This is a genomic window from Candidatus Nitrospira bockiana, assembly GCF_965152565.1.
This window is the reverse complement of the sequence record NZ_OZ224215.1, coordinates 431,390-452,372: the sequence shown is the minus strand read 5'-3', so window position 1 is coordinate 452,372 and position 20,983 is coordinate 431,390. Positions and strand designations below refer to the sequence as shown.

Below are 20,983 nucleotides of genomic sequence, written 5' to 3'. Positions count from 1 at the left end.
GATGGTTGACTGTAGTTTTCTACAGGCGAGGGGGTGATTGCTTTAGGACACCGTCAATCCTAGGTACCGTTGGACGAAGGCGACGAGCTCCTCGCGCGTGACGTACCGCCGGCCCCGGAAGTCGAGACGGCTGTCGAGCTTCCCGTTCGTGATCCACCACTGCACGAGCGACTGCTGCTTGTTCAGCAGATAGGCGACGTCGGCTTCGGAGAAGGTTGGTTGCGCGGGAATCACGAGCGGGCCCGGCGGCTTGGGCTCCGGGGCGGCCGGCGGCGCGGTGCGTGGGCGCTCGCGGATCCACCCCTTCCGACGCCGGTCGTTCCAGGTCACAGCCAGGCTCAGTTGAGGTGGACCTTGACCGTGTCGTACCGCGCCATGGGACAGCGACCCGATCCGCTCTCGCGCTCGAGCTGCTCAACGCGGCCCTTGAGCCGGGCGTTCTCGCGCTCGAGCACCGCGAGCCGGCCCTTCAGCAGGCCGTTCTTCCCCATGAGCACGAGGATGAAGAGCGTGGCCCCGATCATCGTCAAGCCCCACCACATGTCAGGCCTCCAGCTCGGCGCCGGCACGCTGCAGCCGGCCGCGTTCGAGCGCCTTGCTGAATCGCTCTGACTCTTCAAATCGGGATCCCGCGCGCGCGTAAAAGCTCTGGATCACCGACTCGATGGTTGCCTCCGGGCCCGCCATGATGTGCCCGGTCTCGGCGAGCGTGATGTTCCAGCAGAAGATGTCCTGATGGTAGTGGCCGGTGACCGGGTCGGTCACCTCAGGCCGGTGCAGCCAGAGCTCGACCGACTCCCATCCGGGGAGCGTGAGCCGATACCCCTTGACCCGATTCAAGGCTGGCTTTCCGGTACGACCCATCACCAGGATGTCAATATCCATCAACGGCCCGAAGCCCTGGACCAGCGCTCGTTCCTTCGCGATCTCTTCGCGGAGGATCCCGTGCTGTGCGACCTTTGTTCCGCACATGGGACACATCCGATGCTCAGTCTCCTCACCGATGATCGGCACGTTCATCGCTTCCCCCTTTCTGTGATGCTCATCGCTTCATCCATCCGCCCCCGCCAGGGCGCTCGCGTCCTCCCCCGTCGCGGCGCAACCATCCGGTCGAGGACTTCGGCCGATAGGTCTCCACGGACCCGGCCGGCCGCAGCAAGTAGACCTTGAGCATGTCGGCCGCGGCGACGTTGTAGGTCTCACAGTCCCAGTAGTGATTCGCGCGACCGTCGGAGACGAGCTGCCATTCTTCATCGATCCGGCCACTGCGCTTGTCCTTGACGAGCACCTTGTGCTCGGCCGTCATCTGGCGGAAGTATTCGCTCTCGTCCGCGATATCCTCCGGCAGGCTCCACTCGCTCGAGGCCCCGGGCTCACTGTGGATCAACCGATTGAGCTTGTCCTTGTAGTAGGTCGTGTTCAGGTGCCAGAGCGTCAGGCCACCCGGGATCGACCGACCCCGGGCGTCCTTGTCGATAAGTGACGCCCGGTACGGCATGCCGGAGAGCTGCTGCTGCCCCTTGACGGGCCGGAGCACTTCGAGCCGCTGGCGGCAGAGCGCATACACGTCGTCGGTCTTGTACCCCGAGTCGATACAAGCCAGGCGGACCATGAGCGGTTGCGCGCCCCGCACCTCGTATTGGGTCGCGAACAGCACGTGGAGGAGCTCCTCCTTGGTCTCCGCCCGGCCGTACCGGACCAACCACGAGCGCTCATAGAAGCCCCAGCCACGCAGCACGTAGACGAAGTAGCCCTCCTGGACGTCGATGCCGGCGGTCAGCACGAGGGTGCCGGCCGGGGCTACGCCCATCGGATAGGGCTCGCGTCGAGACCGGAGGTAGTCCTCCGTGGTCTTCTTGACCTTCTCGCGCCACACTTCGGCGAGCATGGAGTTGACAAAGTTCATGAACTCGCTGGGCACATCCTTCGTGTCCAGGAACTCCGCGGCGATATCCGACCAGGAGACCCACGGAGAATAGAGCGCGGAGAGGTGGTACCCGCGGTGGCGCGCGTTCCGCGACTCGCCGTGCACGGTGCCGTGGAGATCCACGGTGCAGCCTTCTGGACACCAGACGCCCTTTGCGAGCATGGACAGCTTGCAGGATTCCGGGATGAGCTCGTGGCAGTGGCCGCACTTGTATTTGGCCAGCCGCTGGGCTTTGATCTCGATGGACTCGGCCCCGTCCGGCCAGACGATCTCGCCGCCCCCGGGCCCGTACTCGGCGCTAAACGCCAGCGGCTGATAGGTGCCGCAGTGTGGGCACGGCACATTGAAGCGGCGCTTGTCACTCCGCTGGTAGTCGCGCGCGATGTACCCGCGCGAGGTCGTCGGCGTGCTGAGCTTGAAGAGCTTCTTCGTGTAGGGAAACGTGCGCGTCCGCTCTCCGCCGAGCTTGATGGGATCGGCCTCGCGACCGGAGAAGGGCGGATACTTATCCGTCTCGTCGAAGATCACGAACCGGATCGGATCGCTCGAGAGATCGGCCGGCGAGTTGGCGCCGGCGAGCTTCACCCACATGCGGCGGAACTTGAACAGCTTCCCCGCCAGATCGTCCTCTTTGCCGGTGGTCTCCTGCAGCAGCGCCGGCGAGGACTGGACCATGGTCTTGACCCGCTTCGCGCCCCAGGCCTTGGCGTCTTCATCTCGCGGGAGGACTACCATCGTCGGCGAGGGATCGTGCTCGACGGCGTAGCCGATGAAGTTGAGCGCCGCCTGAGTCCCGCCGACCTGAGTCGCCTTCTGCAGCGTGACCTCTTCGACGTCCGGGTCCGAGAGGGAGTCCATGATCTCTCGGAGATACGGCGTGCGGTCGGTGACCCAGGGCCCCGGCTCGGCGTCGCCAGCGAGGCTCGTGAGCACGCGGTTCTTGTCCGCCCACTGGCTCACAGTCAGCGGCGGCTCCGGCTCCCAGTGCTCGCGCTTGAAGTCGATCTCAGGCATTGCCGCTCACCTCGAACAACCCGGCGTCCTTGAGAATCTGCTCGGCCCGGTCCACCCACGCCTTGTATTCATCGCGCGAGAGTTTCCGGAGAATGCCGAAGATCCGCTCGGTGAGAATGGCCTCGATCTCCCGAATGCCGCAGCCCAAGAGGCGCGGCGCGACGTCCCGTGGAAACGTCATGAGGGCCTGCTTGATCTCGAGGTCGTGCAGGACCTGCGCTTCGATCACCTTGCTCTTCTCGACTACCTTGCTCAGGCTCTGCGCGAGATCGAGCATGGCCTTCTGGGCCTTGGCCTTCTTGAGCTCTTCGTCCCACTCGTTCCCCTTGCCGTCCGCCCCGCCTGCGCCCTTGGCCTTATAGTCGGCGATCCACTGGCGGCTCCGTTCTACGTGGAACTTGCCGTCCGGCTCGGCCGGCAGACCGTTCCGCCGGTGGACGGCGATCGTCGTGTATGGGATCCCCAGGGCGCCGGCGAGCTCGCGGAGACTGGACACATACGCGTGGTCAGTCGGTGGCGGTTTGACCGGCCGGCCTGGCCGGCGCGCTACTGCTTTTGTGCCTTTTCGCCGGTGAACTCTTCCCATCGCCGTATCGTCTGATCGCAATACCGCGGCTCGAGCTCCATCCCGAAGCATCGACGTCCGGAAAACTCGGCCGCCATCAGCGTCGAGCCAGAGCCCAGGAAGCCATCGTAGACGATGTCCCCCGGTTGGCTGGAGTTGTCGATCGCGCGTTGCGCCAAGGCGACGGGCTTTTGAGTCGGATGCTCAGGGTCGCTGTCGCGCTGCACCTTCCACACGGTGCTCTGAGCCCCGCTCTCTGCGAGCTGCAGGATCTGTCCGGTTTCCAGGCGAATGACCCGGAGCTTGTTCTTCGTCTTGTTGCGAGGCAGGACCGTGAGGCGGCCGCCGGCGCCGTCCACGAGCTGGAGGCCTTTGCCGATCGCGGTGATGACCGCCTTCTCCGTGGTTGCGGAGATGTTCCAGATCGTAGCCTGGCTCCGGTCACCGTAGAAAGCCGTCTGCTCCCCATCTTTGCCGGCATAGAAGCAGGGCTCATGCGCCCACTGATAATCGGCGTGCCCCAACACGAACTGCCCCTTGTCCCAGATGATGTATTGCTTTTCCACGAGGCCGACGGCCTTCATCGCGTAGGCGAAATCTTCCCGGGTCGACGAGGCGTGCCAGATGTAAAATGCGGCCGTGCTCAGCGTGTGCCGGACGGCGAGTCGCAAGGCCGGGATCAGGATCCTCTTGACCAGGTCGTCGTCTCGGAGATGATCGTTGCGGATCGGCTTGTGCTTGCCGCTCGGCGCCTGATAGCTGACGCCGTAGGGTGGATCGGTGTGCACCATGGAGGCTTTGGCCCCCCCCCATGAGGAGATCGACGTTCTTGGCCACCGTCGAGTCCGCGCACAACAGGCGGTGCGAGCCGAGGATCCACAGATCACCGGGTTTCGTGCGCGGCTTGGAGGGAGGCGGCAGGACGGTATCGGCGGGCCCGCGCTCCTCTTCGAGCCTCGGCGGATCGGCCAGCAGCTTCTTGAGATCCACCTCGAGAAAGCCGGTGATGGTCATGTCCATGCCGGTCTTGTCGAGCATCTTCATCAGGTCGCGGAGCTTCGCCTCGTTGAATCGCCCGCCGATCTTGTTCAGCGCGATATTGAGCGCCTTGGCGCTGGCGTCCGTGATGTCGACGTAGACGACCGGCAGCCGCTTCCAGCCAAGTTCCTGGGCGGCCGTCAGCCGCTGATGCCCGCCGATCACCAGATGCGTGCTGCGCTGGACGATCAGCGGATCCACGCAGCCCCACTCCATCATCGAGCGCTTGAGCGCAGCCATCTCGTCGGCCGACATCTCGCGCGGGTTGTACGGCGCCGGCTTCAGTTTCTCGATCGCGACCTCGGTGATCTTCCACGTCCGATTCTCCGGCGCCGGCAGGGCCTTGAGCGAATGCTTCATGCGACGTCGGTCTCCTCTTCTATTCGCACGCACCGGCTGCAGAGATCCGGCTCGGCCCAGACGCAACCGCCCGGGCAGGCGGCGAGCTCGGTACAGCCACAGACCCGGCACGTCGCCTCGCCCGGCGCGTTCGCGCACCAGCCATCAGCTTCCATCGCGCAGTCGAGACACAGCCCCCCGTATGATGGGAAGCCCTCGAGATCGTCCCCGCAGGCATGGCAATTCATTGCGATGATCCCTTCTGCTTGCGAACGTTCCATCCGCTGGTCACCGTCATGAACCCATCCGGGAATTGCACCAGCACCGAGTTGAGCGCGCCACGCGCCACGATCCGGCACCGCTGTCGGTACCACTCCGGATGCCGCGTCTTGACGCGCCAGATGAACGGCCAAAAGCCTCTTCTGGAATTTAGTATCCGACCAGTCATAAAACTTTTATGCGGTCACTCAAAAAGTGCGCCCAGCGCGCCCCGCACGTGGCGGCGGCTCAGGAAGGACCCGCGGCATGAACCTTGCCCCTGGGGCCCCATGTGCGTGCTGTAGCCGCTATAGGGCTATGTACTTGCCACCGTGACCACTACGCCCTTCGCTTCCCGGAGCTGCTCGATCTTCTGATCGAGATCATCAAGTTGTGTTGCCAGCCTGGCGCGTCGGTCCTGGAGCTTTTCTATCAACGCTTCGATCCCCCTGACTGCTTCGATCGGCGAGGGCGCGCCTCCCTGCCCTGCCTCGTTGACCACACCGCCGTGCTCTGCCTCGAGTAGTGGAACACTCTTCCTGGGACGTCCTCGCTTCCGCTTTCCCGTCAGCGATCGCGAGATCTTCTCCCGTGTCTCCTTGGATGGAGGCCCACGGCGCCGCCGGCGTGGTTCCCCTTGTGCAGCCGGCTCGTCCCGTCCCTGCTCCTCACTTAGCTGTTGTGCGCTAGCCATGTGCTCCCTCTCCTGTGGTATCGCCTCGACCTCGGTCCTCGTCAGCCCCCGTCGACCACAGATGGCGCAGCGATACAGCGCCCCCTCCTCGAAGATCCCGAGGATCAGTCCACCGCACTTGCCGCAGGACAATCCGCCTCCTCACCCACCCTGGCCTGACTCTCAGAGGTAAGATGCTCACACGTACTGGCGCGCAGCGCCTGATCGATCGCAGTGGTGATGGCCGCCGCCTTATCCCTCAGCTCCATCAATTCCCGGTTGTACTGCTCGACTCCGCCATTCAGCAGAAACCTGACGGCCTGGCAGATCTCTCCCGCGTTCCAGGCAGCAGAGATACACACGCCAGACGATTCCTCGAAGGTCTTCACGTATCGCTTCAGGTCCTCGTAGCGATTGAGGTCGTATTGCATGGAGCGTTTCGCACTCTCGGCCCCGTCCTTCAGGCCAGCGTCGTACTGCTCACGGAGCTCCCGTTCGATCTCCGCACGTGGGACGATCACTTCTTGCGCCTTCCGCAGCATGGCGGCCAAGAACTCGCGGGTGATCGGTTTGGCCTTCAGCTTGGGCGCCTCTTTCTTGACCCGCAGCTTGCCCCCATCCAAAACCAGCAGCCCCCACCCAGGCGGCATTTCTTCCTTCTGCACTACAGTGGCATCGTCGGCGACGATCCACCAGCGATCGCAGTATTGAGCGATCTCTTCGGCCTTCTCGGGATTCCGCTTCTCGCGCAGCCAGTCGCCCCGGTGCACCTTGATTTCGAAGCCCTGGAGTTCGAGGCCGCGGCTCGGCCATAACCCCATCACCATGACATCCGCGGTCCGAGGCATCTTCGAGAAGCCGGTGCCGTTCCGCACCTGCGGCAGGAAAGCGTACTCCTGCTTGGGGAAACGATCGCGGAGAGCTTTGACGACGTCGGTCGATGTCATGAAGCCCCTTCGCCTACGGAATGGTGACCGTGAACGTCGCCTGAATCCGCAGCCCTGGTGGTAACGGCGCGGTGAGGTCTTGTGTGAAGCTGACTGGAGCAGACTTGGCGCTTTCGTTCTTCGCCGTGTCGAACGCCGTCATCTGGATGGTCCAACTCCCCTCTTTCGCGATACCGGCGCCCGAGCACGGAACCTCGCGTTCATCAGCCGGTAGATCCACACTTGGCTCGGGTTGCCCCGCAAACGTCTTGTAGAGCCGAAAGCCGGCGAGATCCGGCGCGCCAGCATGCTCCCAAGAGACGGTGCAGTTCTTACCGACGACGCTCGGTGGGGAGGGGTTTTGCGCGCGGGCGATATTCCCACTTCCGACGCTTGTCCCAGCACACAAAAGTAGGATCATAGCGATACAACGGACGGCGACCAGGCATCGGGTCTTCGAAGAACGGCGGGACTTGTGCGGGTAAGAGCCAAGGTGCATGGCGCCTCCTATGTGTGGACCAAGCAGCAAATAACCGTGTGGTAACAGCGAGAAACCGACTCCGGCCTTCGTCAAGTGTCACTCCATCGCTCCGGTGCAATACCAGCCAATTGATCAAGGTCGGCGCGCTGCGAGCTCACGATCAGCCATGCCTCTTCTGTTCTTGCATCTGCCTGGCCTGCTCGCGGGAAATTGTCTCCATGCAGCGGATCGCCTTCGAGATCCGGCTGTAACGACAGCCAATCCGCTCCGCTAGGTCAGCAAGGCACGGGATGGCGGCCCTCGCGATCTTGAGGAGCTCCTGCTGGCGAGCCTCCGGCCCAAACTCTAGCGAGCGATCGTCCAAGCGGCGGCTCAAGCGGTCGGCAAGCCAGCGCGCATCGTTCGCTTCGGTGTTCCCCTGCAGGTCATAGCCGTGGTTATGGAACACGCAGGCCATCGAATCGAGGGCAAACCAGCGGGCCTCATGAGTGAGGTATCTCGTCATCTCTTCGAAATCGTCTCGCGGTTCGTTCATCGCGGAAACTCCTCCCACGTCCGGCCGTCTAGCACGCGGCCAGCGGCCTTCTTGCCGACACGCTCCATCCAAATCTCGTTCACTCCCGCGACACCGGGTGTCGCCGAAACAGCCATCTGCTTCGGGTTGTGAGAGTAGCCTGGCCTCCACTCCCCCCACTGCTTGAAGAAGAACGGCACGCCAGCGGCTTGGCACTGGTCACGAATCGACCGCGCCCAGTCCGGGTGCATCGGCCGCGCCCCGGGTCCGCTTTCACCCCCCACGATGACCCAATCGAGGAATGGGCCGTGATTATCCTCACGTGTTTCTCTCCAATTGCTTGCATGGCCGCTTACGGAGATACAGTCCTCGCACCACGGACAGTGCGGTTCGCGGTTAAACTTGTGTGGCAGGTACGCCTTGAGATCTACACCTGACAGCAGCGGCTCGCACGACAGGAACCGCACGGCCGCCGGCGTCTGGAGCAGGAGCGGGATCCACGCGTCGGCCGTCCGCTGATTCTCGACGCTCACGCCCAGCCAGACGTTCGGGAGCGGCCATGAGTGCAGGACCTTGGTGATCGTCTTACGGTCACGCGGATCAACGTGGCAGCCCAGGATCTCGGGTGCGGCCGCGATCCGCTCGCTGTAGGCACGCAGCCGCTCCGGTCGTTTGGTGAGCACCTGAAAGGTGTGCTGCGGACACAGCGCCATCACCGCGAACACCTTGTCGGTGAACTCGAACGGCACGTCCTCATGGAACAGGTCGGAGAGCGAGTTGACAAAGATGCGGCGAGGCTTCTTCCCGTGGAGCGGCTGCTCAAGGCGCTCCGGATGCAGCACGACGGTCCACGGATCCTGCTTCTGTCTCGGAACGACGCGCGCCATGTAGCAATTGCGGCACCCCTCGCTGACGCGCGTACACCCGGTGACCGGGTTCCAGGTACTGTCCGTCCACTCAATCGCTGAGCGGTCACCCATGGTCCTCTCTCCTGAACATCCGATCACAGAAGGCGTGCACGAGCTTCGCCTGGGCCTTGGCGGCCTTCGCGCGGCCGCCGCGTAGTCCGCCCAGCCGCATCGAGTCCGGATGATCCTGTGGCCGTGGCAGCCGTGGCCGGCGGTCCTCAATGGTGATCGCGTAGTGGACGTCACGATTGGGATCCGGATTTTTCTTGACGAGGGTGCGGAGATACGCCGGTCCCGCCATCACACGCTCCGCTCCGACCACTCCCACAAGCCTTGGCGCCCCTTCGCGAGGATCGGCACGCGGAAGACCTCCACGACGTGCAGGCGCCAGGCGTACCGACCACGCTCCCAATTCCCGAGAGCTTTCTCCTGCTCACTTACCTGAGATCGATGCCCCCACGTCTCCACCACGTCCAGGAGTTCCACCACGCAGAGGACCGCGCCGAGCGGCAGGTCTTCGGGTTGCCCCACGCCGTGCCGGCTCAAAGCGCGCGCGAACGCCGACTGCCAGCACAGCCTCCGCTGTGCCACTGTCCAATGCGCCCCCGCATGGATCGCCAGGCGCCCGCGGTACGTGGTGGGCCACGCGCGCGTCTCGTACTTTTTCTCCCCGAACGCGACGAGGCTCGCCCACGGCTGCCAGAGCGTCAGTGCCTTCATGCTGCTCACCGCCCCCGCCAGATGAGGTAGTCGGCGCTCCAGAGATAGGCCTGGTTGAATTGCTTATAGGCCCGCCGATCGGCCAGCCAGGCCGATTGGCGGACGCCACTGTTGAACAGCGCATCGCCGCGCTCCCGGTGTCGGACGTCTTGGGTCTCCTGATAGACCCACCCGTACATCGGCGCGATCAGCAGGTTAAGATCCGGCTTGGGATCCGTCCCGCCCTGATGGCTGCCGTCGGGATCCGGCCGATCGGTGTACCGCATGGCCCGCGCCGCGTCGTCCCAGCAGGTCTCCCACAGCTCGTCGCACGCCAGCGTGAGGACGGAGGACACACGGTTCCGTGGCAGGAATCCATATTTGCAGGCGGTGATCAGCGACCGGGCCGACAAGGCCACCATGAAGGGCCGCACATAGGCGGCGGTCCGCTCCACGAACCACTGATCGAAATGGCGGAGGATCTGCTCGCAGAGGCGATCGATCTGCTGGTCGTCTCCGTACCCGACGTTGATCGCGAGAATTTGGGTCAGCGCGTTGTAGGCCACCTCGCGGCTGCCGGGCTGGTTCGGGACCGTCGGGCTGGGGTTCTCCGTGGACCGCAAATCCCCGTGCCCGTAGAGCCCGTTCCTCGCGAGCAACAGGAGCGCCTCACGGCTCTGCGGGTCATCGTAGGCCCGCCAGTGCTCATAGAGGCCCCGGCCGAAGTTCCAGTAGCCCGCGACCTTCCCTTGATGCTTCAGCACGTAATTGTCGCGATACAGCACGACAGCTTCCGCCACATACAGCTGCCAGGGATCAGGCCCCGCGCGCTGGGCGATCTGGAGAAACACCCACAGGCCGTCGTAGTAGGTGTGATCCGCGCGCCAGGCGTACATCTGCGGCTCGGTGTAATTCAGGAACGGCTCCGCCGCGAGCAAATCCGCTCCGTGGACCCGCCCGTAGGCGAGCAGGTTTGTTTCCCACTGCGCCTGCATCTCAAGCGGAGGCGTCGCCGGCGCCGACGGCCCCTCCGGTTTGGTCAGCGCCCGAATCTCGGCGCGCAGGGACTCGACCGCGGATTCCAGGGCCAGGATGCGATTCGGCACGTCTTCAATCTGCATGGACACCCCTCGTAACGCTCAGGACTCACACAATGGGCGCCCGACGAGCAGGCGCCCCACACGGTTACCGCGGCGGCGGCACGGGCAAGCTGGGATCCGTCGCCGGCGAGAACCACCGCGCGACCGGCGTCGCCGGCTCCCACGTGACGTCGTACTTGCACGTCCGAAACTCTTGCGCACTCAGTGGGCCGCACCGGTGATTGCCGATCGAGCACCCCGACAGCCCGATCGCGAGGAGCAGCACGGTCAGTAATCCAATTCGCTGGCTAAGCAACATAGGTCCTCCTGATGGCTCAATTGCGCGGGAGGGATCTGCCGGGAAGGGTTGACCGGCAGACCCTCCTCGCCACGCGGAACGAGCCTCATTCCGCGGCCCTTTCGCTGGCCCCTGGACGCTCACCAGAGGTGAGGCGGACAGGCCGCCCCAAAGGACGAACCAACATCGGGCAGGGACCGGATTTCCGACCGGCATGACGCGACGTTGATCCGGCGTGACCCCGCGACTTCGGGGTCTCGACCATCGCGCCCCTGTTGACCTCTTCCATGGCCCCCCTGCCCCATGCTCGTCATCGTTTCGTTCTCCCTTTGATCCCCCGATTCCGGCGCCGGCTCAGGCGTGCCATCCGCCGGCGGGCCTTCCTCAGGACCCGGCGCGACCGGGAACTCGATTGATGCGGTCGGCGACGCAGGCGCCCATCGTCCACCCCCAAGGGCCGGCGTCGACCGATGAGCCGCAGCTCGCGGGTCAGCGCCGCGGCCTGGAGGGCGATTCGGAGAAATTCAAATCCCAGCCTCATGACGGCTCCTTCGCCCGCCGGTGCGCCGGCCACGCGTGGAACAGGCAGCAGGCGAGCGCATTGAGGAGCTGCTGGACGCCGTCAGGCCCCGCATGCATCGCCTTCACCGCGGACTCCGCCGCGTCCTCCTTCGTCGGTAGCGGCTCCCACCCGGCGCGGTCCCACTCCGGCGCCACCGCTTCCAACGTCCCGATGCTCATCCCCAGGCCCGCCAGCACCATCTGTTCCGGGCTGTAGCCGAGCTTCGCGGCCTGTTCCCACATCGGCTCGGCGAGGCGCAGCATCTCGAGGGTCTCTAGCTCCGTGGTCAGCTCGTCCATGTGCCCCCCGTTAGAGAATCCGCAGATCCGACAGCATCGCGAAGATGAACAGCGCGAGCCCCAGGCCGGAAGCCAGCAGCTTGAGCAAGAGATCGTGCCGAGGGACAGGCGCCGGCGACTCCGTCGTGCGCGGAATCAGCAGCTCCTGGATCTCGTCGTCGGTCAGGTGTCGGTTGTCTCGCGTCATGGCATCCTCCACGGTGAGGCCGCCATGGCGAGGGCTCCGCAATGGCGGCACTTGTCGTAGGTCAACGTCACCATCCCGAATCTGGGCTGGTGGACCCGGATGGCTTTGATCGGGAGCGCGGCCGCGAGCAGATCCGGGAGGCCGTCGAAGTCGCTGGCGCAGGGCAGCACCGCCCAAGCCTCGCGCATCTCGTGCGCCCCGATTGCACACTTGAACCGCACCCACCCGTTCATCGTCGGGCTCGCGCACGTGCACCGCGCTTCCCGCCCGCGGTCTTCTTCGATCGACTGGCCCCGATGGCCTTGCCGTTGACGGTGATCGTCGCGTCCCGCAGATTCTTCTTCCGGCTCTTGCCCGTCTCGGGCTTCTTCGCGGCCCCCGAGGCCGGTGTCGCCCGCCCGGCCTTCTTCCCCCTCAACGAGCTCCTCGGCCTGTCGCTTCACCCCGCCCAGGTCGAGCCGGTAGCGCTTCGCCGTCTCCTCGAGGACATCCTTTCCGCCGCCCCGGAAATCCGACCCCCCGTGAAGATCCCCCGCGAGGCAGAGCTGCACGAGGAACACCTCGAGGGCCTTGCGATCGGCCTGAGCGACGAGCTGCTCGAGCGGCGCTTCATAATCCTTGCCGAACCCGCCTGTCGCCGGCTCGAGCGCGAGGACTTGGCAGAGCCATTTCCGGTGCTCATGCCAGGTCCGGAAGAGCAATTGCCGCGCGACCAGCCGGAGGGCCTCGGTGTCGAGGCCGTTCATGGCCGCCCGCTCGCTCACGGCCCCAAAGAGCAGCCGGCGGTACGCGGCCTCGACCTTGGCCTTGCGCTGCTCCCGGGATCGAGCGGCTTTCTCCTGCGCGGTCGGCGGCACCTTACTGTGCCTGTCCACCGGCATGGTCTGGCCGTACTGGCGCTTGAAATGCGTGCTGCACTGCTTGTCCGTACAGACCGTGAGGGTCTGCCCAAGACTCTTCTCCCCGTGCACGACTACCCCGGTCACGAGGTGCGTACAGGATCCGGGCTTTGCGCTCGCCCAGTCGTCCTTGAGCAGCAGGTGCTTCGGTTTCTTCTCCCCGAAGCCGAAATAGGTGTCGGTGGAGAGCTCGACGACTTTGTTCTTGGTCTCGGTGGCGGCCGCGCGTTTGAGCCGTTCGAAGTGGGCGTGCGTCTTGGCGGTAAAGCAGGTGGGATCGGTGCAGAGATCGTGCTTGCCAATGTCCTCAAACAGCGCCAGGTTGTGGCCCGTGCGCTTCGGGCAGTCCACGCAGCTCCCCGCCCCCGGCAGGAGGCTCGGATCGTCCTTGTCGAACACACAGCGCGCGGACGTCAGGTCCAGGATGATCTCCTCCTGGATGAAGCGAGCGAGTGCCTTGACGGACATCGGCTCGGCGTCACGACCCGAGCCGAAGCCGTACTCGTTCTCGAGGCATTCCGTAAGCGCCCGCTCCTGGTCCTTGGGCTGCAGCCGCGCGAGCAAGAGCAAGTGCCCGACGGTGAGCGTGCCCGCCCACCCCGCCTGCTTCGCGGCCGTGATCAACGCCTGGAGCTTGAGACGCTTCAGGACGTAGCTCTCCGACTTCCCGATCTTCGCGGCGATCGCAGCCGTGTCGTAGCCGTGACGCGTGATCATCGCGTGGTAGCCGTCCGCCTCATCGAGCGGGTGCACGTCCTCGCGCTGGAGATTCTCGACCACCTGCGTCTCGACGACCTCGTCGTCGGTCATCTGCACGACCCGGCAGGGCACGGTGGCGAGGTCCGCGGCTTTCGCGGCTCGGAAGCGCCGGCTGCCGGCGATGATCTCGTAGAGCCCGTCCGCCGTCGGCCGGTGCCGCACGAGGATGGGCTGCAGGATGCCCCGGCGCGCGACATCGTGGGTCAACTTGAGCAGCGCGTCCTGGTCGTAGAACTTCCGTGGGTTGGTCGACGACTCGTAGAGATCTCCGATGGGGAGATCCAAGAATCCGGTCAGCGGCGGGGTCGATGGTCCGGCCTGGTCAGCGGCCGGCTGTGTGTGCGCGGTCATTCGTCCCTCCTGGTCAACAGAGGTTTCGGCCTCCCCGACAGCTACGGGGCCGGCGTGAAATCGATGTAGTACTCCTTGTCCAACTCGAACTGCTTCCACGCCTCGGGATTCACCGTGCCGAGGCGGATCTCCCCCGAGGGCGACGCATCCCAGAACCGCTTGTTCTCCGAGGCGGGATCGTCGCTGTACACGGGACTCATCACGATGGTGCGGATCTCCGCTGGCGCGTACACGCCGTAGCCTTTCTCGTTCTTGAGCGGCCGGCCCTCCGGATCCCGTTTGGCTTGCATCCCCATCCCGGCCTCGATGCGCGTCACTTTGAACTTGGCTCTGACCATGTTTCCTCCATGCGCCAGTTAGGTGGTGATGGTGATGATGGTCCTGGCGCCTTTGCCGTCATCCCATCGTTTCGTCACGTGCGCGTCCCACACGCGGTTGTCCTCCTGCCAGAGCGCGTCCTGCACCGCCTTCAGCAGGTTGTCCCCGTCGGGATCCAGGAGGTGCGGCTTCCCCGTCATCACCTCCCGCTCGCGGGAGCCCCAGGCCTCCGGCATCCCGAAGAAGGCCTCCACGCGCAGCATCACCCCGCCGGCGGGCATGGGAAGCTTTGTCGTGCGGCCGGAGCACGCTCGGACGAGATCAGCCCAGGCCCGGTAGCGCACGACACACGGCCGCTGCTTCCACTTGTCCGCCTTGGTCATCCGCGGCTTGGGCACCGGGTCCCCCTCGACGAGGATCGTGCGGGTCATCGGAACGCCTGTCGCCGCAGTGCCTCATGCGAGGCCGCGAGCCGTCGCAGCAGCGCCTGCTGGTCATGCCAGGTCGGGTCCGGATCCTCGAGCGCGGCGCTGATCTCTTCGGTGGTCATGACGCCGTCCTGCGACACCGCCGGTCCCGCGGCCAGGCAGTCGCCGATCGCCTCGACGAGCCGCGGGAGCTCCACCTGGCGGATTCGCGCGTGGTAGTGGTGGATGTTTCGTTCGCGCGGGCCGACGATGAGGATCGGCTTGCCCAGGCCGAAGGCGATCCCGAAGTCGCTGTGGCGGCCGCAGCTCACCCGCTCGGACGGAAAGTACAGGTGCAGATGCGACGCGAGGATGTCCTCGAGGCAGATCTGCGACCAAGTCGCCTTCTCGGTGTCCGTCAAGTAATCGTCCCCCTCGACCGGCGAGTCGAGCCATCGCGCCACGACGTGGATCCCGTTGGGCGTCAGGAAGTGATCGCGGATGTGACGGAGATAGTGGCGCTCGGCGTAGGCCCCGGACAGCGACACGCGCTTAGCCATGCCGCACCTCCTGTGCCTCGGCCTCGAGCTCGGGCCCGTACCACGGCGGCAGCGGATAGCCGCTCAAGCGGTGGCGCGCGTAGTGCGGCGGTGGCGTGAGCCCCCGGCGCGCGTACCAGTACTCGTTGTCCCGCATGAGGAGCTCGACCGCGATCTCCTCCGTGCGCTTGGGCGGCATCGTGAGACCGTTCACGCATTCCCAGAGGAGGTCCTCATCCGCCCACCACTGCCCGGGGTTGTGGCCATAGTCGCCCCCCGGCCGGAATTTCTTGAGCCAGGTGGCGAACTCCACGCGCTCGTGCCGATCGTCTTGAGCGATCGTGCTCCAGTGGTAATGCCACGAGCACAGCGGCGAGCGGCTGCTGTTCGCCAGCATCGTGCAGGCGCGGCCATGACTGCGCCAATCGCAGCGGCCCCGGCGTCCGTCGCCGGCGAGCTCACGCATCCAGCCGCACGCGCAGCGATCGAGGTCTTGGAGGTGGCTCTTGCAGTCCGGGCACAGCGTGACGCTCATCTCGGCCCTCCCCGTTTCGCGTCCGCCGCCGCCGGCAACGTGAGCTCCCCGACGTAGCCCGAGAAATTCTTCGGCCCGAAGAGCGTCGCCGGCCGGAGGAAGTCCTCCATCCGAACCCCGTCCCCCGTCTGCCGCCCCTTCCAGGCGTGCACCTTGCGGACGATGACCTGACGGCACTGGTCGGCCGTGTAGCCGGCCTTCAAGCGAGAGGCGATCAGCTCGAGGTTGGCAGTCGGCTTGTTGGTCCGTGGCTCGCGCGGCGGGTATTGGCGACCGGTGCGTTCGTTGAGAAAGGCGAGGACGTCTTCCGCGTCTTTGTAGATCCTCGCCCGCTCCTCCCCTCCCCCTGGCGTCAACGCAAACGCACCCACCCCCTGTATCTTGGGTTCAGAGATGGGTTCATCTTTGGGTTCTATAAGGAGGCCCCCTCTCCCAGGGAGGGGCCCCCTCCACTGGCAGAGGGGGGCCCCCTCCACTCACAGAGGGGGGTGGTGGGCTGATCAGCCCAGACCCCCCCTCTCCCAGAGGGGCCCCCCCCACCGGGTCTGGAGAGGTGACTTCGACGTGCGGGAGCATCAGCCGGTACTCGTTCGTGGTCCGGCTGCCGTCGGCACGCCGACGTTCGATCACCCGCATCAACCCCTGTGTCCGCAGCCGGGCGATGTGCCGGCGGATGGTTTCCACGGCGAGGCCCGTCCGTTCGCTCACGCTCGGCAGGCCGGGATAGCAGCGCCCCCACGGATCCGCCTGGTCCGCCAGGGCGAGCAGGATGAGCTTCTGCACGGGTTCGAGCTTCTGCTCGAACGCCCACGTGAGGGCGGCCATGCTCACCGGGCCGACTCCTCGCGCATCATGATGCGCTGAATGTCGAGCGCGTCCCGGTAGCCGATCGCGTACCGGTGCTGGTAGGTTGGGCATTGCTCCGGGCGGCAGGGCCGGCCGGCGCGGGCATCCGTGAGCCCGAGAAGCTCAGCGGCATACGCGTCTCGATCCTCGTCGGTCCGTGCGTGGAGCCACATCTCGTGGCAGTCGGCGATGCGAGCGTCGAGCGGCGTCATCGGGTCCCCCCAAGTCTTTAGTCCAAAGACCTTAGTCCGATGGACAGCGTTGCCCCGGTCATGCGAGGACGTGCGTGTCATGGGAGGAGGCGCGGCTTCGGCGGGGGCAACGTCACGCGCTCAGGCGGCGCGGCGGCCGAAAGACGCGCGCGGATGACTTCGTCGATGTTGAAGCGGAGTGTCTTGCGACTGAACCGATGGCAGGGTATCTCGTGACGGCGCGCCCAGCGCTTCAGCGTATCGGCCGTCACCCCGATCGCTTTCGCCGCCGTCTCCGCATCGACCAGGTCTGGCGTCTCCATAGCTCCTCCGTTCACCAACTTGCTAAACAGAGCGGGTAAAAAAATAGCTGAACGGGACGCCGTGCGCCGCCGCCAGCCGTTCGAGCGTCTGCACCATGGGTCGTGTCTTGCCCCGGATCAGGAGACTGTAGTTTTGCCGAGTCATCCCACCCTGCTCGGCGAATTGCTGCCTGGTCAGGCCGCGTTTCCGCCGGAGACGTTCGAGGCTCATGGGATCGAAGGTGGACTTGGGTGATCGCTGTAAGGTCATGCGGGATGGTCGCGTCGGTGCGTATCCTACGTGATAGTCTCGATTTATCAACTTGCTTAATCCTTGTCAAGAGGTTTTTGCATGCCTCATAGTGGGCCATGACCTTGCGGCAACGCATTGAGAAACTGCTAGAAACTGGCGTCACCGCGCGGGAGCTCGCCGCCCGCGTCGGCGTCTCCCCCGCAACCGTGAGTAATATAGTGCTCGGGCTCACCCCTCGGCACGACACGCTGGTCAAGTTCGCGCGGTACTTTCGGGTCAATCCGGGTGAGCTCTTGGATGACGCCATGCCGCAGAAATCGAAATCGTATCCGGATGCCCATCGGCTCGACCGCCTCTCCGTCGTCGCCGAGGGCTTGGATGAGGAGGGTGAGCGCACACTGTTGATGTGCGCGGAGCTCCTCCGGGAAGGGACGCCCGAGATCCGGAGAAGTCTGCGGACGCAGTTTCAGGTGTTGCTGGATGCGATCCACGGCGGAAAGAAGCACCGCGCGGCCCCTTAGTCAGGTCTTCCATTGCGGGGAGGGACCGAGGACCGGACTGGCTGCGCTCCCCCCGTGGCCGCCTGCTCCTCTTTCCAGTGGGGCAGGCGCGCGCCCCAGAGTGAGACCATGAACGAGATCCTGCTCGTGATGCTGCTGCTGTGGCTCGGTCCCGGGATCTTGGCGACGACCATTGCGGCCAAGCGGCAGCGCGGGCTCGTTGGCGCGCTGCTGGGGTTTGGCTTGGGGTTCCTCGGGCTCCTCATCGTGCTCGCGGTCTATCGAAACCGGCGCCCCTGCCCGTCCTGTCGCGAGCTGCTCCACCGCGAGGCGAGAATCTGCCCCCACTGCCGGAAGCCCGTGAGCCGTGCCGGCGCCATCGAAGACGAGGACGAGATCGACGTGTGTGCGTTCGAGCGATGCGCCCGGCGGATCCCCGCAGGCAGCCGGCAGTGTCCGCACTGCGGCCGAACACAACCCGCGGCCGTCCCCGTCCAGCAAGGAGTCTCAGATGCCGTTTCGTGATCTCGAGTACGTCGAGCCGAATATCTACAAGTACCGGGCGGCCGATGGCTCACTCCGCTACTGCGTGCGGTTCAAGCACCGCGATCGCAGCTATCGCAAAGGCGGGATTCGCGGGCTCCAGCAGGCGCGGGACTACGTCAAGAAAATCCACGGACAGAAGGTGGAGCAGCGACTCTTCCCCGAGCGCACGGTCAAGACCGCGCCCACGCTCAAGGACTATGCGGCGAGCTGGCTCACCTCCTGCGAACTCCGGCAGCTCAAGCACAACACGCTCCGCTCGTATCGGATGAATCTGAACGCCCACGTTGTGCCGGCGCTCGGGCACCTCCGGCTGCAGGAGATCACCCGCGACCACGTGAAGCAGCTCTTGCTCGCCAAGAAGCGCCAGGGACTCTCCCCCAATTCCCTGCGGCTTGTGCTGGCACCCCTGAGCAAGCTGTTCTCCGACGCGATCGACGAAGGCCTCGTGTCCCTCAACCCCTGCCTTCGCCCCGGCCGTATCACCCCCGTGCGGCGCCGGAAATCAGAGATTGACCCCTTCACGCGAGACGAACAGCAAGCCCTGCTCGCAGGCATGCAGGCGTTCAAACCCGAAGACTTCCCCCTCCTCTTCACCCTGGTCCGGGCCGGCTTGCGGATCGGCGAGGCCGTCGCCCTCGAGCGCCCGGATCTCGACTTCGCCAACCCCGCCATCATCGTCTCGAAGAACTTCACGAACGGCCACCTCGAGGCGTACCCCAAGAACAACAAGAGCCGCCGCGTCGACATGTCCGCGCGACTCGTCGAGGTGCTGAAGGCGCATCTCCAGACGCAGGACCTCGAGGCGGCGCTCAAGAATGTTCCGCCCCCTCGTCTCGTGTTTCCCGGGAAGCGAGGCAGCTATCTCGATGTGAAGAGTTGGCGAGAGGACGTCTTCTATGCGCTCATCGATCGCGTGAGCACGGAGCGGGTCAAGCAGGGCCTTTCCCCCATCCGCCGGCGCGGCCCGCATCACCTCCGGCACACCTGGGCGACCCGCCTGATCGAGAACGGCGAGAGCCTCACGTACATCCGAGACCAGGCCGGCCACTCTTCCATCCAAGTGACGGTCGATCTCTACGGGCACCTCGTCCCCGGCTCCAACCGGGCGGCCGTCGACCGCCTCGACGCGCACGACACCGCAGCCGGGTAACGTGAATGTTTTCCCCTGTGACTAATCCTAATAGTTCTGGCAAAATAGCCCATAGGGGCTTGTCTTTACGTGCTTTGGGGTTGATGGCTCCACAAGTTTTACTCGGAATATAATGATCCCGGAATTCACCCAATCAGGTGTGCTACCCCCTTTCTATCCGCACTTGTCTCCTGACAAGGACGGAGCAATGGCACCATACCGGGTAGGCATAGCTGATGTGGCGACGCGCTTCGTCACCTCCTTGAATCGAAAGGAAGTGTTCAGCGGCTTACTGGATTACAGATCCGAACTGCGATCGGCAGGATTTACCCAAGGGTTCCAGTGGATTGGTGGGAGTTTTGTTGAAGACTGTGAAGCGATCCGATCTCGGCCCCCTCAAGATCTTGACGTGGTAACATTCGCAAGAAGGTTGGACGGTTATTCTCCTGATGAGTGGCGGAGTTTTACAAATGGAAATCCCCTCTTCAGACCCAGGGCAATTAAGGCCAAGCACAAATGCGATGCCTATTTTGTCGATCTCTCGCTGCCCGCTGAGACCGTTGTCGCTTATACCCGCTATTGGTTCGGGCTTTTCTCGCATCAGCGGGCTACCGCGATATGGAAAGGACTGATCGAGGTGTCGCTTGGAGAAGACGATCTTGCTGCTCGTCAGTTAATTGATGGAGGTAGCAATGCCTCGTAAATTAGAGATTGATGGTCTTTTGGCAGAAGAGGCAGGGCTCCGCGTCTTGTTAACAGAAGCGCAAAGAGTCAATGATCCGATTGGAGAGATGCAGTACGAGGATCGTCTGGAGGAGATCAAGGAACAGGTACAACGGTTACAACTTGCCCAGCCTCCAACGGCGAGCGTTGCTCTCTTTTTCAGCGGCAAGCCAGTACAAGGTTCGGTAGGCATTTCATCTGATTTTGCCGGCCGTATCCTTCGAGGTTATCAGGATCTGATTGCTAAGGCGTTCGTGAAAGCAGAGCTCGGTGGGATGGGGGAGAGAGGGCCTGTACCATTGAAGCAGAATACCACCTTGATGGTTACAGGTGTTGCTCATGGCTCCTTTGGCTTTGTCCTCGATGAAATTTCAGATCAAACCGAAATTCATGACACCCCCCTCAAGGAAGCTGTAAGCTCGGCATCTGCACTACTGGAGGGCGTTAGCGCGATAAATGAACGAACGTTTGAAGAGGTATCTTGTGAGCTGGACGCTCGGACTCTTGCAGCTCTGCAGAAATTTTTAAGTGATCTGGATAGCGAGGGCGCGACGGTTAGAATCGTGGAGGATGACCGCGAATTGGCGTTGGACGCCTCTGCAATTCGTCGCGGCCGCATGCGGACTGAGGCCACAGAAATTGAAGAATCACCAGTCCAAATTGAGGGCGTCTTGGAAGGCTTCCTGCCCGATCACCGCCGATTTGAGTTAAAAGGATTGGATGGTCACCCATACTACGGCGCTGTGACGAAAGAGGCCGTTGAGCAATTCCGAAGCGGTGAAGTCGCGCTTGGAAAGCGATGCTCGGCCGGGATAACTATACGATCTGTCCGCTCCCTCAATAAGCCTACGCGTCTTGCATACCGACTTATGAAATTCTATCCGCTGAACCGAGAGGCTAAGTGAGGGGTTGTCAGGT

The 20,983-nt window shown here is 64.1% G+C and carries 34 protein-coding genes and 1 pseudogene; 5 read left to right on the top strand and 30 right to left on the bottom strand.

The annotated features are described in order from the left end of the window. Positions 1 to 42 precede the first annotated feature (42 nt). The 30 genes and pseudogenes from ACWHYV_RS02435 to ACWHYV_RS02290 form a co-directional block, all read right to left on the bottom strand. Entirely contained in the window at positions 43 to 330 is a 288-nt protein-coding gene (locus ACWHYV_RS02435) for a hypothetical protein (RefSeq protein WP_447979074.1), read from the bottom strand. Positions 331 to 338: 8 nt separating this feature from the next. Beyond that, positions 339 to 542 carry a hypothetical protein gene (locus tag ACWHYV_RS02430; RefSeq protein WP_447979073.1) on the bottom strand — a complete coding sequence of 68 codons (204 nt, stop codon included), beginning with the start codon at positions 540 to 542 and terminating at the stop codon, positions 339 to 341. 1 nt (position 543) lies between these two features. Then, a complete protein-coding gene (locus tag ACWHYV_RS02425; protein ID WP_447979072.1) occupies positions 544 to 972 on the bottom strand; it encodes a hypothetical protein in 429 nt (142 codons plus the stop codon). Between the two features lie 70 nt (positions 973 to 1,042). Then, on the bottom strand, positions 1,043 to 2,941 hold the full coding sequence (locus ACWHYV_RS02420; RefSeq protein WP_447979071.1) for a terminase gpA endonuclease subunit: 1,899 nt from the start codon (positions 2,939 to 2,941) through the stop codon (positions 1,043 to 1,045). Next, entirely contained in the window at positions 2,934 to 3,437 is a 504-nt protein-coding gene (locus ACWHYV_RS02415) for a hypothetical protein (protein WP_447979070.1), read from the bottom strand. Before ACWHYV_RS02415 ends, ACWHYV_RS02420 begins: the two co-directional genes overlap by 8 nt. A gap of 50 nt (positions 3,438 to 3,487) precedes the next feature. Continuing rightward, the gene (locus ACWHYV_RS02410; RefSeq protein WP_447979069.1) at positions 3,488 to 4,297 is read right to left on the bottom strand and encodes a DNA-methyltransferase; all 810 of its coding nucleotides are present in this window, start codon (positions 4,295 to 4,297) and stop codon (positions 3,488 to 3,490) included. 364 nt (positions 4,298 to 4,661) lie between these two features. After that, a pseudogene (locus tag ACWHYV_RS02405) lies at positions 4,662 to 4,799 on the bottom strand (transcriptional regulator); the annotation flags it as partial. A 101-nt stretch (positions 4,800 to 4,900) separates the two neighbouring features. After that, the gene (locus ACWHYV_RS02400) at positions 4,901 to 5,164 is read right to left on the bottom strand and encodes a hypothetical protein (RefSeq protein WP_447979068.1); all 264 of its coding nucleotides are present in this window, start codon (positions 5,162 to 5,164) and stop codon (positions 4,901 to 4,903) included. A gap of 293 nt (positions 5,165 to 5,457) precedes the next feature. Beyond that, on the bottom strand, positions 5,458 to 5,967 hold the full coding sequence (locus ACWHYV_RS02395) for a hypothetical protein (protein WP_447979067.1): 510 nt from the start codon (positions 5,965 to 5,967) through the stop codon (positions 5,458 to 5,460). Then, positions 5,940 to 6,761: a hypothetical protein gene (locus ACWHYV_RS02390; RefSeq protein WP_447979066.1), complete on the bottom strand. Its 822-nt coding sequence runs from the start codon at positions 6,759 to 6,761 to the stop codon at positions 5,940 to 5,942. The genes ACWHYV_RS02395 and ACWHYV_RS02390 overlap by 28 nt, the downstream gene beginning before the upstream one ends. Positions 6,762 to 6,774: 13 nt before the next feature. Beyond that, positions 6,775 to 6,981, bottom strand: coding sequence for a hypothetical protein (locus tag ACWHYV_RS02385; RefSeq protein WP_447979065.1), 207 nt, complete (start codon positions 6,979 to 6,981; stop codon positions 6,775 to 6,777). Between the two features lie 400 nt (positions 6,982 to 7,381). Next, the gene (locus ACWHYV_RS02380) at positions 7,382 to 7,756 is read right to left on the bottom strand and encodes a hypothetical protein (RefSeq protein WP_447979064.1); all 375 of its coding nucleotides are present in this window, start codon (positions 7,754 to 7,756) and stop codon (positions 7,382 to 7,384) included. Continuing rightward, entirely contained in the window at positions 7,753 to 8,715 is a 963-nt protein-coding gene (locus ACWHYV_RS02375; protein WP_447979063.1) for a DUF5131 family protein, read from the bottom strand. The genes ACWHYV_RS02380 and ACWHYV_RS02375 overlap by 4 nt, the downstream gene beginning before the upstream one ends. Beyond that, the gene (locus tag ACWHYV_RS02370) at positions 8,708 to 8,944 is read right to left on the bottom strand and encodes a hypothetical protein (protein ID WP_447979062.1); all 237 of its coding nucleotides are present in this window, start codon (positions 8,942 to 8,944) and stop codon (positions 8,708 to 8,710) included. Before ACWHYV_RS02370 ends, ACWHYV_RS02375 begins: the two co-directional genes overlap by 8 nt. Further along, a complete protein-coding gene (locus tag ACWHYV_RS02365) occupies positions 8,944 to 9,363 on the bottom strand; it encodes an ASCH domain-containing protein (RefSeq protein ID WP_447979061.1) in 420 nt (139 codons plus the stop codon). Before ACWHYV_RS02365 ends, ACWHYV_RS02370 begins: the two co-directional genes overlap by 1 nt. Before the next feature lie 5 nt (positions 9,364 to 9,368). Further along, the gene (locus ACWHYV_RS02360; protein ID WP_447979060.1) at positions 9,369 to 10,463 is read right to left on the bottom strand and encodes a hypothetical protein; all 1,095 of its coding nucleotides are present in this window, start codon (positions 10,461 to 10,463) and stop codon (positions 9,369 to 9,371) included. A 64-nt stretch (positions 10,464 to 10,527) separates the two neighbouring features. Continuing rightward, positions 10,528 to 10,740, bottom strand: coding sequence for a hypothetical protein (locus tag ACWHYV_RS02355; protein WP_447979059.1), 213 nt, complete (start codon positions 10,738 to 10,740; stop codon positions 10,528 to 10,530). Positions 10,741 to 11,029: 289 nt separating this feature from the next. Continuing rightward, positions 11,030 to 11,260: a hypothetical protein gene (locus ACWHYV_RS02350; RefSeq protein ID WP_447979058.1), complete on the bottom strand. Its 231-nt coding sequence runs from the start codon at positions 11,258 to 11,260 to the stop codon at positions 11,030 to 11,032. Then, positions 11,257 to 11,580, bottom strand: coding sequence for a hypothetical protein (locus ACWHYV_RS02345; RefSeq protein WP_447979057.1), 324 nt, complete (start codon positions 11,578 to 11,580; stop codon positions 11,257 to 11,259). The genes ACWHYV_RS02350 and ACWHYV_RS02345 overlap by 4 nt, the downstream gene beginning before the upstream one ends. A gap of 10 nt (positions 11,581 to 11,590) precedes the next feature. Continuing rightward, on the bottom strand, positions 11,591 to 11,767 hold the full coding sequence (locus ACWHYV_RS02340) for a hypothetical protein (RefSeq protein ID WP_447979056.1): 177 nt from the start codon (positions 11,765 to 11,767) through the stop codon (positions 11,591 to 11,593). Next, on the bottom strand, positions 11,764 to 13,776 hold the full coding sequence (locus tag ACWHYV_RS02335) for a ParB/RepB/Spo0J family partition protein (protein WP_447979055.1): 2,013 nt from the start codon (positions 13,774 to 13,776) through the stop codon (positions 11,764 to 11,766). The genes ACWHYV_RS02340 and ACWHYV_RS02335 overlap by 4 nt, the downstream gene beginning before the upstream one ends. Positions 13,777 to 13,817: 41 nt before the next feature. Continuing rightward, on the bottom strand, positions 13,818 to 14,114 hold the full coding sequence (locus tag ACWHYV_RS02330) for a hypothetical protein (protein WP_447979054.1): 297 nt from the start codon (positions 14,112 to 14,114) through the stop codon (positions 13,818 to 13,820). Positions 14,115 to 14,132: 18 nt separating this feature from the next. Next, positions 14,133 to 14,525, bottom strand: coding sequence for a RusA family crossover junction endodeoxyribonuclease (locus tag ACWHYV_RS02325; protein ID WP_447979053.1), 393 nt, complete (start codon positions 14,523 to 14,525; stop codon positions 14,133 to 14,135). Next, positions 14,522 to 15,061: a hypothetical protein gene (locus ACWHYV_RS02320; RefSeq protein ID WP_447979052.1), complete on the bottom strand. Its 540-nt coding sequence runs from the start codon at positions 15,059 to 15,061 to the stop codon at positions 14,522 to 14,524. The genes ACWHYV_RS02325 and ACWHYV_RS02320 overlap by 4 nt, the downstream gene beginning before the upstream one ends. Beyond that, positions 15,054 to 15,575 carry a hypothetical protein gene (locus ACWHYV_RS02315; RefSeq protein WP_447979051.1) on the bottom strand — a complete coding sequence of 174 codons (522 nt, stop codon included), beginning with the start codon at positions 15,573 to 15,575 and terminating at the stop codon, positions 15,054 to 15,056. The genes ACWHYV_RS02320 and ACWHYV_RS02315 overlap by 8 nt, the downstream gene beginning before the upstream one ends. Then, positions 15,572 to 15,946, bottom strand: coding sequence for a conserved phage C-terminal domain-containing protein (locus ACWHYV_RS02310; protein ID WP_447979050.1), 375 nt, complete (start codon positions 15,944 to 15,946; stop codon positions 15,572 to 15,574). Before ACWHYV_RS02310 ends, ACWHYV_RS02315 begins: the two co-directional genes overlap by 4 nt. A 28-nt stretch (positions 15,947 to 15,974) precedes the next feature. Further along, on the bottom strand, positions 15,975 to 16,400 hold the full coding sequence (locus ACWHYV_RS02305; RefSeq protein WP_447979049.1) for a helix-turn-helix domain-containing protein: 426 nt from the start codon (positions 16,398 to 16,400) through the stop codon (positions 15,975 to 15,977). 2 nt (positions 16,401 to 16,402) lie between these two features. Continuing rightward, complete coding sequence (locus ACWHYV_RS02300) at positions 16,403 to 16,633, bottom strand: hypothetical protein (protein ID WP_447979048.1); 231 nt, start codon at positions 16,631 to 16,633, stop codon at positions 16,403 to 16,405. A 77-nt stretch (positions 16,634 to 16,710) separates the two neighbouring features. Then, positions 16,711 to 16,935, bottom strand: coding sequence for a helix-turn-helix domain-containing protein (locus ACWHYV_RS02295; RefSeq protein ID WP_447979047.1), 225 nt, complete (start codon positions 16,933 to 16,935; stop codon positions 16,711 to 16,713). Positions 16,936 to 16,957: 22 nt separating this feature from the next. Continuing rightward, on the bottom strand, positions 16,958 to 17,185 hold the full coding sequence (locus ACWHYV_RS02290) for a helix-turn-helix domain-containing protein (RefSeq protein ID WP_447979046.1): 228 nt from the start codon (positions 17,183 to 17,185) through the stop codon (positions 16,958 to 16,960). 98 nt (positions 17,186 to 17,283) lie between these two features. Here ACWHYV_RS02290 and ACWHYV_RS02285 point away from each other — a divergent pair, with 98 nt between their 5' ends. From ACWHYV_RS02285 to ACWHYV_RS02265, 5 genes are all read left to right on the top strand, one after another. Next, complete coding sequence (locus tag ACWHYV_RS02285; RefSeq protein WP_447979045.1) at positions 17,284 to 17,688, top strand: helix-turn-helix domain-containing protein; 405 nt, start codon at positions 17,284 to 17,286, stop codon at positions 17,686 to 17,688. 108 nt (positions 17,689 to 17,796) lie between these two features. Then, the gene (locus ACWHYV_RS02280; RefSeq protein ID WP_447979044.1) at positions 17,797 to 18,192 is read left to right on the top strand and encodes a hypothetical protein; all 396 of its coding nucleotides are present in this window, start codon (positions 17,797 to 17,799) and stop codon (positions 18,190 to 18,192) included. Then, positions 18,179 to 19,363 (top strand): tyrosine-type recombinase/integrase, encoded by a 1,185-nt coding sequence (locus tag ACWHYV_RS02275; RefSeq protein WP_447979043.1) that lies wholly within the window; start codon positions 18,179 to 18,181, stop codon positions 19,361 to 19,363. The genes ACWHYV_RS02280 and ACWHYV_RS02275 overlap by 14 nt, the downstream gene beginning before the upstream one ends. A gap of 112 nt (positions 19,364 to 19,475) precedes the next feature. After that, positions 19,476 to 20,045: a DUF6932 family protein gene (locus ACWHYV_RS02270; protein WP_447979042.1), complete on the top strand. Its 570-nt coding sequence runs from the start codon at positions 19,476 to 19,478 to the stop codon at positions 20,043 to 20,045. Continuing rightward, positions 20,035 to 20,970: a hypothetical protein gene (locus ACWHYV_RS02265; protein ID WP_447979041.1), complete on the top strand. Its 936-nt coding sequence runs from the start codon at positions 20,035 to 20,037 to the stop codon at positions 20,968 to 20,970. Before ACWHYV_RS02270 ends, ACWHYV_RS02265 begins: the two co-directional genes overlap by 11 nt. Positions 20,971 to 20,983 lie beyond the last annotated feature (13 nt).

What these genes read in the sequence shown, in the direction of transcription:
- ACWHYV_RS02350 (WP_447979058.1), bottom strand. Translation starts at nt 11,260, where the DNA reads ATGAGGCTGGGATTTGAATTTCTCCGAATCGCCCTCCAGGCCGCGGCG.
- ACWHYV_RS02370 (WP_447979062.1), bottom strand. Translation starts at nt 8,944, where the DNA reads ATGGCGGGACCGGCGTATCTCCGCACCCTCGTCAAGAAAAATCCGGAT.
- ACWHYV_RS02400 (WP_447979068.1), bottom strand. Translation starts at nt 5,164, where the DNA reads ATGGAACGTTCGCAAGCAGAAGGGATCATCGCAATGAATTGCCATGCC.
- ACWHYV_RS02420 (WP_447979071.1), bottom strand. Translation starts at nt 2,941, where the DNA reads ATGCCTGAGATCGACTTCAAGCGCGAGCACTGGGAGCCGGAGCCGCCG.
- ACWHYV_RS02265 (WP_447979041.1), top strand. Translation starts at nt 20,035, where the DNA reads ATGCCTCGTAAATTAGAGATTGATGGTCTTTTGGCAGAAGAGGCAGGG.
- ACWHYV_RS02375 (WP_447979063.1), bottom strand. Translation starts at nt 8,715, where the DNA reads ATGGGTGACCGCTCAGCGATTGAGTGGACGGACAGTACCTGGAACCCG.
- ACWHYV_RS02315 (WP_447979051.1), bottom strand. Translation starts at nt 15,575, where the DNA reads ATGAGCGTCACGCTGTGCCCGGACTGCAAGAGCCACCTCCAAGACCTC.
- ACWHYV_RS02355 (WP_447979059.1), bottom strand. Translation starts at nt 10,740, where the DNA reads ATGTTGCTTAGCCAGCGAATTGGATTACTGACCGTGCTGCTCCTCGCG.
- ACWHYV_RS02360 (WP_447979060.1), bottom strand. Translation starts at nt 10,463, where the DNA reads ATGCAGATTGAAGACGTGCCGAATCGCATCCTGGCCCTGGAATCCGCG.
- ACWHYV_RS02305 (WP_447979049.1), bottom strand. Translation starts at nt 16,400, where the DNA reads ATGGCCGCCCTCACGTGGGCGTTCGAGCAGAAGCTCGAACCCGTGCAG.
- ACWHYV_RS02275 (WP_447979043.1), top strand. Translation starts at nt 18,179, where the DNA reads ATGCCGTTTCGTGATCTCGAGTACGTCGAGCCGAATATCTACAAGTAC.
- ACWHYV_RS02345 (WP_447979057.1), bottom strand. Translation starts at nt 11,580, where the DNA reads ATGGACGAGCTGACCACGGAGCTAGAGACCCTCGAGATGCTGCGCCTC.
- ACWHYV_RS02390 (WP_447979066.1), bottom strand. Translation starts at nt 6,761, where the DNA reads ATGACATCGACCGACGTCGTCAAAGCTCTCCGCGATCGTTTCCCCAAG.
- ACWHYV_RS02300 (WP_447979048.1), bottom strand. Translation starts at nt 16,633, where the DNA reads ATGACGCCGCTCGACGCTCGCATCGCCGACTGCCACGAGATGTGGCTC.
- ACWHYV_RS02365 (WP_447979061.1), bottom strand. Translation starts at nt 9,363, where the DNA reads ATGAAGGCACTGACGCTCTGGCAGCCGTGGGCGAGCCTCGTCGCGTTC.
- ACWHYV_RS02280 (WP_447979044.1), top strand. Translation starts at nt 17,797, where the DNA reads ATGAACGAGATCCTGCTCGTGATGCTGCTGCTGTGGCTCGGTCCCGGG.
- ACWHYV_RS02290 (WP_447979046.1), bottom strand. Translation starts at nt 17,185, where the DNA reads ATGACCTTACAGCGATCACCCAAGTCCACCTTCGATCCCATGAGCCTC.
- ACWHYV_RS02335 (WP_447979055.1), bottom strand. Translation starts at nt 13,776, where the DNA reads ATGACCGCGCACACACAGCCGGCCGCTGACCAGGCCGGACCATCGACC.
- ACWHYV_RS02340 (WP_447979056.1), bottom strand. Translation starts at nt 11,767, where the DNA reads ATGACGCGAGACAACCGACACCTGACCGACGACGAGATCCAGGAGCTG.
- ACWHYV_RS02430 (WP_447979073.1), bottom strand. Translation starts at nt 542, where the DNA reads ATGTGGTGGGGCTTGACGATGATCGGGGCCACGCTCTTCATCCTCGTG.
- ACWHYV_RS02295 (WP_447979047.1), bottom strand. Translation starts at nt 16,935, where the DNA reads ATGGAGACGCCAGACCTGGTCGATGCGGAGACGGCGGCGAAAGCGATC.
- ACWHYV_RS02320 (WP_447979052.1), bottom strand. Translation starts at nt 15,061, where the DNA reads ATGGCTAAGCGCGTGTCGCTGTCCGGGGCCTACGCCGAGCGCCACTAT.
- ACWHYV_RS02325 (WP_447979053.1), bottom strand. Translation starts at nt 14,525, where the DNA reads ATGACCCGCACGATCCTCGTCGAGGGGGACCCGGTGCCCAAGCCGCGG.
- ACWHYV_RS02270 (WP_447979042.1), top strand. Translation starts at nt 19,476, where the DNA reads ATGATCCCGGAATTCACCCAATCAGGTGTGCTACCCCCTTTCTATCCG.
- ACWHYV_RS02285 (WP_447979045.1), top strand. Translation starts at nt 17,284, where the DNA reads ATGACCTTGCGGCAACGCATTGAGAAACTGCTAGAAACTGGCGTCACC.
- ACWHYV_RS02330 (WP_447979054.1), bottom strand. Translation starts at nt 14,114, where the DNA reads ATGGTCAGAGCCAAGTTCAAAGTGACGCGCATCGAGGCCGGGATGGGG.
- ACWHYV_RS02425 (WP_447979072.1), bottom strand. Translation starts at nt 972, where the DNA reads ATGTGCGGAACAAAGGTCGCACAGCACGGGATCCTCCGCGAAGAGATC.
- ACWHYV_RS02380 (WP_447979064.1), bottom strand. Translation starts at nt 7,756, where the DNA reads ATGAACGAACCGCGAGACGATTTCGAAGAGATGACGAGATACCTCACT.
- ACWHYV_RS02410 (WP_447979069.1), bottom strand. Translation starts at nt 4,297, where the DNA reads ATGGTGCACACCGATCCACCCTACGGCGTCAGCTATCAGGCGCCGAGC.